This is a genomic window from Pseudomonas sp. H3_C08, assembly GCF_054669455.1.
This window is the reverse complement of sequence record NZ_CP162803.1, coordinates 257,408-271,122: the sequence shown is the minus strand read 5'-3', so window position 1 is coordinate 271,122 and position 13,715 is coordinate 257,408. Positions and strand designations below refer to the sequence as shown.

Here is a 13,715-nt window from a genome sequence, read left to right as displayed (position 1 = left end):
TCTTTGGCTTCTTGAAGCGAAAGGGTTAACCCGCCGGCACAACCTTATCCAGTGCCTGATTCACCGCCAATTCGCCCAACATGACAACCTGTGCAATGCCGAACGCTGTCTTGCGGTGTGAGGTATCCAGCAGCGCGGCGAAGTTGTTGAGCATGGTGGTGGCCGAGCCGAGGGTTTCGCTGGCGTTGGCCAGCAAGGATTCGGTGTCGTAGGCAGGATTGGCGAGGTACATCGGTTCGGGTTCGTGGGTGGAACCCATGATTCTGGCCGTGGGGCTTAGATAGTGGTCGAGGGCGCGTTCGGCGGCTTCGTGGAATTTCTTTGAGTTGGGTGATTCGTAGGGGGATGCCGGATCGGTTTCCGGCGGATTGGGCGTTACTTTGAACATTTGGTGTATTCCAAAATAGGGCTACGACCATTCCGCTGCTACACGAAAGGGTGGCGGCTGTACGCAAGTTAGCAGACCGGGCGAATCCACCAAAATCCCGGCGCACCCGAGGGTGCCATGCGCACAGCCACCATTAAGCACAGGAGAACCTGGCTAAATGACGTTTGTACGATTTGGTGGAAACGCGTGGCTGCTAAACCCGATCACTGGAAATCAGTGACGCGAACCAAGTTACCGACTGCCCCAAAGGCGCACAAGCCGGCGGATTCTGGCGTAGCGGTAGGCAACGGCGCAAGGATTTGTAGGCTTCAGGACGTAACACCGAACGCTTATAAACACTGGCCACCGAATGCGTTTAAGCAGCCAAAAATCTTGCAGGACTTTCCGTCATTACAGATCCACAACACTCCACCGATTCTCACCTTCGTCTCGACCGACTAGCATTTCCCCATCACCCATCACCCTCCCCCTGCGCGGCCATCGACGAATACGCGCCATCACTTTCGAGGGATTCCAATCGCGGCCACTTTGCCGCTGACGATCGAACTCAAAAGAGCACTTCACCATGACGCAAAACATTTACGACGATCCCGAATTCTTTCAAGGCTACAGCCAGATGAACCGTTCCATCGGCGGCCTCGACGCGGCGCCGGAGTGGCCAGCGCTCAAGGCGCTGTTGCCCTCCATGCACGGCCTGAACGTGGTGGATCTGGGCTGCGGTTATGGCTGGTTCAGTCGCTGGGCGCTTGAGAATGGCGCAGCCAGTGTCTTGGGACTTGATGTCTCGGAGAAGATGCTGGAGCGCGCACGTGCGACCCCGACGGCGGCGAATATTCGCTATGAGCGCGCCGACCTGGAACAGCTCGACCTGCCCGCTTGCAGTTTCGATCTGGCTTACAGCTCGCTGGCGCTGCATTACATCAAAGATCTGCCGGGGCTGTTTGCGCGCCTGTACACAGCGCTGAAACCGGGTTCGCACTTTGTGTTTTCCATCGAGCATCCAATCTTTATGGCGCCGCGTAATCCGGGTTGGCTGGTGGATAGTGAAGGCAACAAGCGTTGGCCGCTGGACAGCTATCAGTTGGAGGGTGAGCGGGTTACGAACTGGTTGGCCGAGGGTGTGATCAAGCAGCATCGTACGGTCGGGACGTTGCTCAATTCGTTGATCGACGCAGGGTTTTCGATTCGTCATGTCAATGAATGGGGGCCGAGCGAAGCTGAAGTGGCGGCGCAACCGGCGCTGGCGGAAGAGCGGGAGCGGCCGATGATGATGTTGGTGGCGGTGCAGAAGCCCTCACCCTAACCCTCTCCCAAAGGGAGAGGGGACTGACCGAGTTGTTCTCTAGGGTTACGCCGACCTGAAATATCGAGCCGAACTCCGGTTTCGAATACAACACCGGTCGGCTCCCTCTCCCTCGGGAGAGGGCTGGGGTGAGGGGCCCGTCCGAAAACGCACCCGAAATCTCCAGCCGAACAACACGTCCAGCTCATTTCAGCGAGTCGCGACAATGAATAACCGTGGAAATGGCAACAACACCGAGCCATCCGCCAATGCCGGATAAGCCTTCTCAACCTCCGCCAGATACTGCTCCAGGTACTGCGCCTTTTCCGCCTCGGTCAGCGGACTCAAGAACGGAATCAACCCGCTGCCCTTGAACCACTCCACCACCCCCGCCGCCCCGCCAGTCAGCTGATGGTGGTAGGTGGTGCGCCACACATCGACCCGCGCACAATGCGGCCGCAGCATCGAGAAATAATCGCCGGCGCTCGCCATGTCGGTACGCTGGCCCGCTGCACCCGCGAGTTTGCTGGCCCAAGGACCATTCGCGGCGACTTCACGCATCAAGCGGTGGGAGGGTTCATTGAGGTTGTCCGGCATCTGGATCGCCAGACTGCCACCAGTCGACAATTTGCCTGCCAGTGCTGGCAGCAATGTCGCGTGATCCGGCACCCACTGCAACACGGCATTGGCGAAGATCACATCGAAGGGGCCTTCATCCGCCCATTGATCAATCTCCGCCACATCGAACTGCAACTGCGGCAAGCGCTTGCGTGCTGCATCGATCATGTCCGCCGAACTGTCCAGCCCGCTGACTTTCGCCCCGGGAAAACGCTGCACCAGCAGCTCCGTCGAGTTACCGGGGCCACAACCGATATCGACCACTGTCCTCGCTTCAGGCGTGGGAATCGCCGCCAGCAAATCGCGGGCCGGGCGGGTGCGTTCATCTTCGAAAGCGACGTATTGTTTGGCGGACCAACTCATTGCGTTCTCCTGTCGGGGGCATTCCAGCGGTTGGTCACGATACCGCTATCTGGCGCGTCTGCCTGCCCTACCAACGTCCAGTGACGTGGGCGGATTTGTAATTAGAATTTTCCACCAGCCGCAGATGTCTGAATTTCAAGACTCTTCCCAATAAGGAAAACGGCCATGAAATTCGCAAAGATTTCCCAGAAGCTCGCTTTGTGGGCGGGCAGTCCAAAGACCTTTATGGGCGCATTGATCCTGATCGGGCTGTGGGGACTGAGCGGGCCGATCTTTGACTACAACGACACCTGGCAACTGATCATCAACACCTCAACCACCATCATCACCTTCCTGATGGTGTTCCTGATCCAGAACACGCAGAACCGCGATACCGACATTCTGCATTTGAAGATCGATGAGTTGTTGTTGGTGACCAAAGAGGCGCAGAACGCGATGCTTGGGCTGGAGGCGCTGGATCTGAAACAGTTGGAGGCGTTGCGCAGGCACTACCGCTCGTTGGGCGAGGGTGAGGTGTTTAACCTTGAGGGGCTGGGTGAGAAGAGTAAGTCGAAGCAGGATTTGAATGAGTGCTGAGGGTTTAAAATCAAAAGATCGCAGCCTTCGGCAGCTCCTACAGAAACGGGTGCAGGAACTACCGAAGGCTGCGATCTTTTGCAGTTAGCGGCTGGCCTGTAACTGGCGGGCCATCTCCAGATGGCTTTGCAGCTTCGGCAAGGTCTCGTCGGCAAACGCCTTGATCTCCGGCACGTCGGTGGTCTGCGCTTCCTGTTGAATCTGCTCGATTGCTTCTTCAGTGGCTTTGACCTGACTGGCGGCGTAGGCCTGATCGAAGGAGGCGCCGTCGGTCACTTGCGGCATCAATTCTTTAGCCTTGTCGGCCAGTTCTTCACGAGGCGCGACAGGCAGATCGAGCTTCTTGGCGATTTTCGCCAGATGCTGGTTGGCCGTTGTGCGGTCGTTGATGACGACGATGGTGTAGTCCTTGACCTCTTTCGATTCGGCCTTGCTGTGGGCCAGACGACTGGCCTCGATGTCGGCCATGCCTTTGGCCGAGGCATCGTTGATGAAATCGGCGGGCGACTGGGCAAAAGCACTGCTGGCAAACAGACCCAACAGCGATGCAAAACTCATAATGCGTACACGGGTGGCCATCCGGCTCATGGTCGCGCCCTCCTTCCTAGCGAAATTCAAGCGGGAGCTTACGCCCCCGCCTCTCAATCAAAACTACCTTCACCGACTACTTCGATTTCTGAGCGGGCTTGCGGCCCATGTCTGGTTTTGGCTCTTTGTCGACAGTCGTTGTGGTGGTTTTCCCACCTTTGCGACCTGCTTCAGAGGCCTTCGTTCGATCGTTGGCGAAGTTTCCCGAGTTCGAGTTTCTTGAATTAGGCATGATTCTCTACCTCTTGGTAATGATCGTGGCGAGCAGGTGCCCGCCTAGATTGAGAATTTTCTGACCGGCAAAGGTTTAGAAAAATTGCAGTCGCTGCGACGAACGGCGCCGCTTTTTCAGCCATTGAGCGCGTGATGGTTCAAGCGTTTAGCGGCGTACATCGCCTGATCGGCATGGCGAAACAGTTGCTGTTCCTCACTGCCGTGCTCTGGATAGCGGGCGACCCCGATGCTGGGTTCGATGTGCAGGTTGTGGCCATCGAGGCGCATTGGTTGTACCAGTACCTGTCGGATTTTTTCCGCCACGCCGTCAGCATCTTCCGAAACCTGCACGCTGTGCAGCAGCACGACAAATTCATCGCCGCCAATTCTGGCCACGGTGTCGGTTTCCCGCACGCAGCCTTTTAGGCGGTTGGCCACGGTTTGCAGGAGCATGTCGCCGACCGCATGACCGAAGGTGTCGTTGACCTGTTTGAAGCGATCCAGGTCGACATATAACAAGGCCATATGCCCGGATTGCTCGCGAGCGCCGGCCAACGCGGCTTTCAGGCGATCACGCAGCAATTCACGGTTGGGCAGTTGCGTCAGTTGATCGTATTGGGCCATGCGTCGCAGGCGAGCGTGCAGTTGCTGGCGCTCGATGGCGGTGGCGACTTGGGCGCAGACGTATTGCAACAGTTCCTTGTCTTGCTCGGTGTAGCGCTCGCCGCCGGGCAGGCTTTTGACGATCAAGGCGCCGATGGTGCCGTTTTTCGAATTCAACGGCACGCCGAGCCAGCACGGCGCGTGCTGCCCGGCCACCAGTTCGGCGAAATCGGCTGGGGAATCCGGGCTGTCCGGGGTCAGAAGAATCGGCTGGCCGCTACGGATAACTTCCGTGCACAGCCGCCCGGTGACGGTACCCGGTTGCTCGGGCTGCAATTCGTCATCGTCGACGTGATAGGGGAAATTCAGTTGTGCGCAGTGCTCGTCGTACAGCGCCACGGAAAAATTCATCGCCGGCAGCCATTCGCCGATGATCAGATGAATACGCTTGAACAGCGCCAGCAGATCCTCAGCCGCATGGGCCGCTTCGGATATCGCATAGAGCGCAGCCTGGCGCGATTCGGCCTGCTTGCGCTCGGTGATGTCGCGCGCCACGGCGATGCGCAGTTGATCGACTTCCGACCAGCGCGCTGACCAGAGGATATGCACGACGCTGCCATCCTTGCGCAAGTAACGGTTTTCGAAGTTGAGCTTGGGTTCGCCGCCCATGATCTCGCTGGCAGCCGCGAGAGTGCGCTGACGATCCGCCGGGTGCACCAGCTCAATCATTTGCCGGCCGATCAACTCTTCAGGCGAATAGCCGAAAACACGCTCGCAGGCGGCACTGACGAAAACAAAGCGCCCCTGCTTGTCGACCGCGCAAACGGCGTCCAGCAACAGATCGATAAAACTCGCCAACGGCGCGGAATTTCGGCTTTCCATGGTTCAGCGTGGGTGTCCGGGTAATGCAGCACTGATCAACCATCCCTGACCTCGTGATTGCGCCTCCCTGCACTCACTTTCAAGCCTTGTTCGGCATCAGCCCCGGCAGCGCATGCATCAGCGCGTTGATGGCGAAACCGATAAACATCACGCCGCACAGCCGGGTGATCAACAGTTCGTGGCGCTGATACAGCGTGCGTACCCGCTGCGCGCCGACCACGCCGATGAGAATAGCGTAGGCCAGCAAGCCACCGAGGAAACTCAGCGCAATCAGCGCCGGTAGCATCGACCAGTTGAGCAGTTCGGCACGGCTCGACAGCAGCGCGGTGAACGTTGCGACCGCCACCGGATAGGCCTTGGGATTGGTCAAACCAAACAGAATGCCGTGCCAGAACGGATTGCGCGCCGCGCCCTGCGGCGCGTCACCGCTGCGACGCTGGGCGCGCACCGCGCGCCAGCCGAGCCAGAACAGGTACACACCGCTGAGCACACCGAGCACATCAAACGCGGTGCTGCCGATCTCGCGGGCGCCGACAATCGCGATCAGCGCGGTGCTGCACCAGACCACATCGCCGAGCAGATGCCCGCAAAGAAACCCCGCCCCGGCCCGCCGCCCGTGGGCTGCACCGATGCCGAACACCGCTAGCACACCCGGCCCTGGCGTAATGCCGTAAATGAAACCCGAGGCCAGCACGGCCATTAGCAACGATGGAGTCATGGAAAACCTGCAGCGCCAGAACACGTGGCCGCCAGTCTATAACAGACAAATGTGTCTGATCATGACTCGTCGTAAAAACGCATGCCGGCGTACGGTTTTTGCCGGCAGGCTGCCAGCCGTGAAGCGAGATCGCCGACATGGACTTCGAGCTTGTGGCCGTCGGGATCGAGAAAGTAGAACGACGCACCTTCGCTGCGGTTATCGCGCCACTCTTGCACGTTTGCCGCTTTTAGCTTCTGCACGAACGTTGAGAAATCGGCTGCATCGAGGCTGAATGCGTAATGGGTGTAATCGGCGCACGGTTGACTCGAACGCAGCGGATCAAGCGACAGGCACAACCACAGTCCCGGCAGCGACAGGTAGGCACCGGCATCCCACGTGGCTTCGACGCGCAACTGCAACAGATCACGGTAGAACGCCAGGCTACGCTGCAAATCGCTGACCGCGAGGGTCAGGTGGTTGAGGCCGGTGAGCATCGGGTCAGTAACCTCTGAGGTCTTCGGGAACGATGTATTGCTGGCCGTCGTAGGTCAGGGTGACGCGAGTTTTCTTCATCTCGATCGTTTTCGAGATGCACTTCTTATCCGACAGGAAGGATTTGTAAACTGAACCACTCGAGCTGACGATTAGATCGGCGAAACCATGGTGGCTCGTCGGGCCGAGATCGATAGTTCTGCGGATTTGCGTGTCCTCGGTTCCACACTCATCCGTTCCTTCGCCGAATTCCTTGCGAATCACCAAGCCTTCCAGCACCGGGCGCAATTTGTTGCCTTCGCGCACATACAACGCCAGATCAGTTTTTGCGTAAGGATTGGCTCTGGAGCCGTGGCTGGCGAATCTCGAACGCAAACCGAACGCACGGACATCAGCAGCCAATCGGTAACGGGCCGTATCGATGGTCAGATCGTCGAAACTGATGGCATCGGAATTGTAGGCACCGGGTTTGGCATAGGTGGCGAGACTCTTGCCGCTTGTCGAACTGACGAGCGCCAATTCCAGATCGAACACCCCCATTTCATCGTCGCCCGAATCCGAGAGAAATGAAGATTTCGCCGCAATCGACTGATCGTTGAACGCCGGCCACGCTTTGCAGCGTGAAAGGGAATGGCCATCGAATTTTTTCACTTCGCAGGCAGCCTGGACTTCAGCGGTGATGGTCAAAAGACCTGTTGCGATGAAAACGCCAAGCAGTGTGTTAAGCGAAATCATTGTTCTTCCTTGAGTAAAAGTCATCGGTCTTAGAGGCCTTTGAAATCTTCAGGCACTACGTAGTTTTTGCCGTCATAGCGAAGTGTCGTCAAGACCGGTTTTTGCGTGACGGTATTGGATACACACGCCTCACCCTCACCCTCGCCAACAGTCGAGCTACGGATCGTTTTGATCATCAGGTCGGCATAGCCATGGCTGCTGGTCTTGGCCAGAGCCACGGTTCGCATCGTCTCGTAGCGCTCTCCCGCACAATTGCCATCCCACTCCCCGCCATATTCATAAACCACCAGCCGATCCATGACAGGACGCAATGCGTTGCCGTCTTTCACATAGAGCGACAACCAGGCTTCATCCACAGGATTCACGCGCGAAGAGCCTTTGAACCGTACTCGCACGCCAAAGGCCTGCAATTGCGGTGCGAGCTTATAGCGGGCGGTATCGAATTTCAGTTCCTCCAGCGCGATGGCATCAACAGAGAATGCGGATGGCTGATAAAAGCTCGCTAACGGCTGCGAGTCTGCGCTCGCCACCAAGGCCAAACGCAGATCGTAAAGCCCTATAGTCTTTGACTCGCCATACACCGGATCGGGCGAGAAATTGGCGGCGGCGGTAAGCGTCAGTCCGGGATACGCCGGCCAGTCCTTACAGACGGAAAAATCCATCTCATGCGCCTTTGGCGCCGGCGTGCAATCGGCCAATGCCTGCCCCGCCAGCAACCACCCGCACAATGCCGCACATCCGATCCAGCCAGACTTCATTGTCACTTCCCGCTCCTTGATTACTTTTTCAGCCGCGCACTATCCCCTGCTGTATCGGCCCTTTCAACCGAATCATCAGTAGACCAAAGCGCATGTCCCGTTTGGTAGCGAGAAGCAGTTGACGGCGGCGCGGGTGGCGGGGCGATGTTGGTGATCGCGGGGGTGGTGTTGATTCGGATGCTTGAGAGGAACGGACTGGCTGTTAACTGATGTCATGAATCCATGATTTTTCTGCGTCTGGAAGTCAGTCTTCGCGAGCAGGCTCGCTCCCACAGGGGAATGCATTTCAACTGGGAAATGCGATCAACTGTGGGAGCGAGCTTGCTCGCGAAGAGGCCAGCCCCTTCAGCGAAGGCTTGTCAGCCCTCCCCGTCAGTCCGCTACCGTCAACAATCGCACCAGATGAGCGGCTTCATTTCTCTGCCCCAGTACCAACACTGACGACTCCTGCAGACAGGCGTCCTGCGCAATCCACTCGATACCGGCGGCGCCTTCGACATCAAATGCAGGATCCACGGCACCATCGACCAAAAAGCCTCCGGTGAGTAAGCGTCGTTCGCCGTCCGAGGTCTGCCCGACCGTGACGATTGGCGAGCCGGGGGAGTCATTCAGCGCGAATCCTGCGCTCCAGCTTTTCAGATCCAGTGGCTGCGCGGCAACGGTAAGGACTGGCGCCCCGCGATTGAACGTTGAATCAGGCCCACCGTCGCGGGTGATCCCGCTGATGAAGCCATGCTGACGCTTTTCCCCGGCGGACGACTCGACGGCCGATCCCATCAACAACAAGCGCTGCGCCGATTGCCCAACGATGCGATTCACCGAGCTTTCGAGCGGTGCGCCGGCATTGTGCAGATTCAGCAGCAGCGTGCCATCCTTGCCGAACGACGTGGCAACCTGCCCGGAACGCTCGTAAGCCATGACCAAACCCTGGTTGGTCACTTCAGTCTTGCCATGGACCAGAATCTGCCCATCGTCCAACTGCGTAACCCCGTGCAACGTGATCGCCACACCGGTAAGCGTCAGGTGAATCCAGCCTTTGCCTGCAAACTCCGGGTCATCCTTGCCATCCAGAAAAAAACGCGTCAATAACCCGCTGCCCCCTTGAGAGGTGACGAAAAGCAATCTGTCCGGCAGCGCTTTCGCTGGAGTGGAGTGCGCCAATATCAAGCGGCCGCCCTTGGCATTGTTCAGCACGGGAATACGCATCGGCACGACTCGGTAGCCTGTCTGTCCATCACCAAATTCGGGATCGAGCGTACCGTCCGGTTTGAATCGAGCGATGATTTGCTCAAGCTTGCCTGCTGCATCTGCAAGCACTGCGCACAACCAGAATACGCCGCTCTCACCGACGAGCAGATTCCCGCCTTGTGACAATCGACCCCTGACAAACTGACCGCGAAGGTACCCGCCCTCGCCGAAGCTGGTATCGAGATGACCATCCGCGAGCAATCGCGTCAGGCCGTAATGCGAGGCTCCCGATGCATCGATGACGGTCGTACTGACCATGATGTGTCCCGAAGGCAGCACTGCGACACTTTTCCCGATGGTTTTGCGCGCGGCTGGAAACCGCAGTGTTTGCAGGCCCGAATGGGCAAAGGTGTGATCCAGCTCACCGGCTGATCGTGCTTTATGTGCATTGGCTTTCGGCATGTTCGTGTGCTCCTCAAGGCGATCGGAGTCGACCCCGCTGTCAGAGCATTCGATCCGAAGCAGCCACACCAGACAACTGACAGAAATGACAGTTTTTTAGAAGAAAACGAAATTACTGATCAAGTAAAAAAGGCTAAAAAACTGGTAGTTCTTACAGGTTCAAAACGCAACCGGTCATGCCAGCCTCTCGATTCAAGTTCAGCCTGAAACGAGAAGAACAATGAGCACTCCCGACAAGCCCAATACGCAACCTGTCCCGCCCCCAACCATCACGTACCCCGAAGAGGGCCAGAAAACGGGAGTTGCAACACTGTTTCTCGGCAGCGGTATACCGGGTGCTCTGGTGCAGGTCTGGAACATTGAAAATACGCATTCACTCGGTGCAGGACAGGTCAGCGCAAATGGACGATGGGCGTTCAGCATCAGCGGTGCCCAGTCGACGGGTCAGCACGGGGTTCGCGCCCACCAGACATGGGAAGCCATCAAGTCAGACTGGAGTGACGAACGCAGGTATACCGTGCTACTGCAGCCAGCAATCGACGTCCCGGTAATTGTCGAACCAAAAGAGGGAGCACAGGTAAGCGCTGTTCCGGTCTTTTCCGGAAATGTCACAAAAGCTGAAGGCTTCGTTAGCATTATCGATCTGGACACCGGCGAGATGATTGCCAAAGCCGACGTCGACTCCCTCAAGCAATGGAGTAAACAGATTACAAAACCCTTACCTCCCGGACCGCACCGGATATCTGCCATTCACAACATCAACGGGAATTTGTCCGACTGGGTCCGTGTTCGTACGTTTACGGTGATCGCTAAAGGCAAGGGCAAGGGCAAAACCTGACCTTCAAGAATTAACCCTGCCGCGCCCATCAAAACGCGTTGCGAAAAATCTCCTCGATCTGGCGCTGATCCGCCGCCCGAGGATTGGTCAAACCGCAGGCGTCTTTCAGGGCATTGGTGGCGAGCAGCGGAATATCACTGAGCTTGGCGCCGAGTTCACGCAAGCCACCGGGAATTTCGACATCCCTGGCCAGGCAGCGGATCGCATTGATCGCCGCCTGCGCGCCCTCTTCGGCACTGAAACCGCGAATATCCGCACCCATGGCGTGGGCCACATCGGTCAGCCGCTCGGCACACACCAGCGCATTGAAGGTCTGCACGTGGGGCAGCAGCACGGCGTTACACACGCCATGAGGCAAGTCGTAGAAACCGCCCAACTGATGCGCCATCGCATGCACGTAACCGAGCGAGGCATTGTTGAAGGCCATGCCGGCGAGGAACTGCGCGTAAGCCATGTTTTCCCGCGCGGCGAGATCACCGCCGTCGCGCACGGCCAGGCGCAGGTTGTTGCTGATCAGGGTCATGGCTTTCAGCGCGCAGGCGTCGGTGATCGGGTTGGCGGCGGTCGAGACATAAGCCTCGATGGCGTGAGTCAGCGCGTCCATGCCAGTGGCGGCGGTCAGGCCTTTGGGCATGGCGAGCATCAACGCAGGGTCGTTGACCGACAGCAGCGGCGTGACGTTACGGTCGACGATGGCCATTTTCACGTGGCGCGATTCGTCGGTAATGATGCAGAAGCGGGTCATTTCGCTGGCGGTGCCGGCGGTGGTATTGATCGCGATCAGCGGCAGTTGCGGCTTGCTCGATTGGTCGACGCCTTCGTAATCGCGGATCTGCCCGCCATTGGTCGCGCACAGGGCAATGCCTTTGGCGCAGTCGTGCGGCGAACCGCCGCCCAGCGACACGACGAAATCGCAGCGACTTTCCTTGAGCAAGCCCAGACCCGACTCGACATTGGCGATGCTCGGGTTCGGTTTGGCGCCGTCGAAAATCACCGAGTCGATGTCCTGCATCGCCAGCTTTTCAGCGATCATGGTCGCCACGCCGGCCTTGGCCAGACCTGTGTCAGTGACGATCAGCGCCTTGCGAAAACCGTAGTTGCGGATCGCGACCATGGCCTCGTCGAGGCAGCCGCTGCCCATGATGTTGACCGCCGGAATGAAAAACGTGCTGCTCATCGTGCATCTCCTGACTGAGGCCGAATCGACTGCGCCGATCCGGCGGATGCACACAGGATCGACCGATCGGTCACGAGCGATGTTGATCTGGCTCAATGCCCGCTCGTGATAAAGTCGCCGCCCATCAGCCCCTTTGTTTTGAGACCGCCTACGCAATGACCGATTTTCTGGATGTCGACGCCAGCCTTGAAGACTGGAACACCCTGCGCGCCGCGACCGAGTTCAACGGTTTGCTGGTGGGCAATGGCGCCAGTCGTGCGGTGTGGGACGATTTCGGCTATGACTCGCTGTTCGAAAACGCCCGGACCGTCGAGGAGAAACCACTCAGCCCGTCGGAACTGGCGGTGTTCGACGCCATGCAAACGCGCAGTTTCGAGCAGGTACTCGGCGCACTGAAAACCACCAGCCGGGTCAACAAGGCCTTGGCCGTCAGCTCGGCGGCACCGCGCAATCGCTACTACGCGATCAAGGAAGCGCTGATCAACACCGTGCACGCCGTACACATTCCGTGGCGACTGGTGAAAGCCTCGACGCTGGCGACGCTGAATGAAGAACTGGCACGCTATCGCACGGTGTTCACTACCAATTACGACCTGCTCAACTACTGGGCGCTGCAACACCAAAGCGACGCCATCGACGATCTGTTCAACGGCGCCAATGCGAGTTTTGATCTGAGCGAAACGGCTACCGACAAACCGCGTCTGTTGTACCTGCACGGTGGTCTGCATCTGGTGCGCAATCAGGATGGCACCGCGCGCAAGCTGACCTCAACCGAGGGCACGCTGCTCGGCAGCTTCGCAATCAACAACACGCTCAAGACGCTGGATGACGTGCCGCTGTTCGTCACCGAAGGGCCGAGTGCGGACAAACTCAAGACCATTCGCAGCTCGGATTATCTGTCGTTCTGTTATCAGCAGTTGTTGGGGCATGGCGACGGCTTGTGCATTTTTGGTCATGCGTTAGGCGAGCAGGATGCGCACATCGTGCGGGCGTTGCGCCTGGCGAAACCGAAGGTGGTGGCGATCTCGATTTATCCGCGCAGTGCGGCGTTTGTTCAGCATCAGAAGCGGCATTACGCGCAGGTGTTTGAGGGCACGGGTGTGGAGTTGCGGTTTTTTGATGCCAAGAGCCATGCGCTCGGCAATCCGAAGTTGTCGGTGCCGGTCGAGATTTAGTGGCGAGGCTACCGACGCCATCGCGAGCAGGCTCACTCCTACAGGGGATCGCATTTCAACTGTAGGAGTGAGCCTGCTCGCGATAGCTTTAGCCCAATCAACTCATTCCTCGGTGCTGTGCACCACCACCAGCAACTGCGCCTGCACCTCCCCCACCGAGCGGATCCGGTGCGGTTTCTGTGCATTGAAGTGCAGCGCATCACCGCGTTCCAGCAGCACCTTTTCGTTCATGAAATCCACTTCGACCTGCCCTTCATGGACGAACAGAAACTCTTCGCCCAAATGCTCCTTGAACGTTTTGTCAGTGAACTCGCTCGGCGGGTAGATGATGAACGGCAGCAGACTGCGCTCGCTGACCTGATGGGCCAACACGGCGTACCCGGGACTCTGGTCATTCGCCGCCAGTGACTGGCGCTCATGGCTGCGCACCAGGCTGTAGCTGTCGAGGCTGACGTTGTCTTCGGAGAACAATTCCTCGACTTTCACATTCAGCGCTTTCGCCAGTTTCAACGCAGCAGCAATCGACGGCGTGTTCAGCCCGCGCTCGACTTTGGACAGATAACTCTTGGTCATGCCGGATTTTTCGGCCAGTGCCTCAAGGGTTACACCAAGTTTTTTTCTCAATAATTTCAAACGGATAGACATGCGAAACAGTTATTCCATGGAGGAAGCGACGA

The 13,715-nt window shown here is 58.0% G+C and carries 16 protein-coding genes; 4 read left to right on the top strand and 12 right to left on the bottom strand.

Annotated features, from left to right (window positions below):
• Positions 1 to 25 precede the first annotated feature (25 nt).
• Entirely contained in the window at positions 26 to 388 is a 363-nt protein-coding gene (locus AB4N74_RS01350; RefSeq protein ID WP_460098019.1) for a DUF6124 family protein, read from the bottom strand.
• A gap of 565 nt (positions 389 to 953) precedes the next feature.
• On the opposite strand from AB4N74_RS01350, the gene AB4N74_RS01345 reads away from it, so the two are divergent.
• Positions 954 to 1,691 (top strand): class I SAM-dependent methyltransferase, encoded by a 738-nt coding sequence (locus AB4N74_RS01345; RefSeq protein ID WP_093438468.1) that lies wholly within the window; start codon positions 954 to 956, stop codon positions 1,689 to 1,691.
• A 189-nt stretch (positions 1,692 to 1,880) separates the two neighbouring features.
• On the opposite strand, the gene tam is transcribed toward AB4N74_RS01345, so the two are convergent.
• Positions 1,881 to 2,651, bottom strand: coding sequence for a trans-aconitate 2-methyltransferase (gene tam, locus AB4N74_RS01340; protein ID WP_460098018.1), 771 nt, complete (start codon positions 2,649 to 2,651; stop codon positions 1,881 to 1,883).
• 165 nt (positions 2,652 to 2,816) lie between these two features.
• Between tam and AB4N74_RS01335 the strand changes: the two genes are divergently transcribed.
• Positions 2,817 to 3,227 carry a low affinity iron permease family protein gene (locus tag AB4N74_RS01335; protein WP_038358294.1) on the top strand — a complete coding sequence of 137 codons (411 nt, stop codon included), beginning with the start codon at positions 2,817 to 2,819 and terminating at the stop codon, positions 3,225 to 3,227.
• A gap of 84 nt (positions 3,228 to 3,311) precedes the next feature.
• On the opposite strand, the gene AB4N74_RS01330 is transcribed toward AB4N74_RS01335, so the two are convergent.
• The 8 genes from AB4N74_RS01330 to AB4N74_RS01295 form a co-directional block, all read right to left on the bottom strand.
• A complete protein-coding gene (locus tag AB4N74_RS01330; RefSeq protein WP_093438478.1) occupies positions 3,312 to 3,815 on the bottom strand; it encodes a DUF4142 domain-containing protein in 504 nt (167 codons plus the stop codon).
• A 76-nt stretch (positions 3,816 to 3,891) separates the two neighbouring features.
• Positions 3,892 to 4,047, bottom strand: coding sequence for a KGG domain-containing protein (locus AB4N74_RS01325; protein WP_007911485.1), 156 nt, complete (start codon positions 4,045 to 4,047; stop codon positions 3,892 to 3,894).
• A gap of 116 nt (positions 4,048 to 4,163) precedes the next feature.
• Positions 4,164 to 5,513: a sensor domain-containing protein gene (locus tag AB4N74_RS01320; RefSeq protein ID WP_460098017.1), complete on the bottom strand. Its 1,350-nt coding sequence runs from the start codon at positions 5,511 to 5,513 to the stop codon at positions 4,164 to 4,166.
• 79 nt (positions 5,514 to 5,592) lie between these two features.
• A complete protein-coding gene (locus tag AB4N74_RS01315) occupies positions 5,593 to 6,231 on the bottom strand; it encodes a LysE family translocator (protein WP_093438488.1) in 639 nt (212 codons plus the stop codon).
• Positions 6,232 to 6,290: 59 nt separating this feature from the next.
• Positions 6,291 to 6,707 carry a fosfomycin resistance glutathione transferase gene (gene fos, locus AB4N74_RS01310; RefSeq protein WP_460098016.1) on the bottom strand — a complete coding sequence of 139 codons (417 nt, stop codon included), beginning with the start codon at positions 6,705 to 6,707 and terminating at the stop codon, positions 6,291 to 6,293.
• A gap of 4 nt (positions 6,708 to 6,711) precedes the next feature.
• Positions 6,712 to 7,440 carry a PA3715 family protein gene (locus AB4N74_RS01305; protein WP_460098015.1) on the bottom strand — a complete coding sequence of 243 codons (729 nt, stop codon included), beginning with the start codon at positions 7,438 to 7,440 and terminating at the stop codon, positions 6,712 to 6,714.
• A 29-nt stretch (positions 7,441 to 7,469) separates the two neighbouring features.
• Complete coding sequence (locus tag AB4N74_RS01300; protein ID WP_460098014.1) at positions 7,470 to 8,204, bottom strand: PA3715 family protein; 735 nt, start codon at positions 8,202 to 8,204, stop codon at positions 7,470 to 7,472.
• A 366-nt stretch (positions 8,205 to 8,570) separates the two neighbouring features.
• Complete coding sequence (locus AB4N74_RS01295; RefSeq protein WP_460098013.1) at positions 8,571 to 9,848, bottom strand: NHL repeat-containing protein; 1,278 nt, start codon at positions 9,846 to 9,848, stop codon at positions 8,571 to 8,573.
• A gap of 220 nt (positions 9,849 to 10,068) precedes the next feature.
• Here AB4N74_RS01295 and AB4N74_RS01290 point away from each other — a divergent pair, with 220 nt between their 5' ends.
• Positions 10,069 to 10,686 carry a hypothetical protein gene (locus tag AB4N74_RS01290; RefSeq protein ID WP_460098012.1) on the top strand — a complete coding sequence of 206 codons (618 nt, stop codon included), beginning with the start codon at positions 10,069 to 10,071 and terminating at the stop codon, positions 10,684 to 10,686.
• A 28-nt stretch (positions 10,687 to 10,714) separates the two neighbouring features.
• On the opposite strand, the gene yiaY is transcribed toward AB4N74_RS01290, so the two are convergent.
• Positions 10,715 to 11,863 (bottom strand): L-threonine dehydrogenase, encoded by a 1,149-nt coding sequence (gene yiaY / locus AB4N74_RS01285; RefSeq protein WP_093438516.1) that lies wholly within the window; start codon positions 11,861 to 11,863, stop codon positions 10,715 to 10,717.
• 155 nt (positions 11,864 to 12,018) lie between these two features.
• Between yiaY and AB4N74_RS01280 the strand changes: the two genes are divergently transcribed.
• A complete protein-coding gene (locus AB4N74_RS01280) occupies positions 12,019 to 13,038 on the top strand; it encodes a DUF4917 family protein (RefSeq protein WP_460098011.1) in 1,020 nt (339 codons plus the stop codon).
• A 102-nt stretch (positions 13,039 to 13,140) separates the two neighbouring features.
• On the opposite strand, the gene AB4N74_RS01275 is transcribed toward AB4N74_RS01280, so the two are convergent.
• The gene (locus AB4N74_RS01275; RefSeq protein WP_093438526.1) at positions 13,141 to 13,683 is read right to left on the bottom strand and encodes a helix-turn-helix domain-containing protein; all 543 of its coding nucleotides are present in this window, start codon (positions 13,681 to 13,683) and stop codon (positions 13,141 to 13,143) included.
• Positions 13,684 to 13,715: the final 32 nt, after the last annotated feature.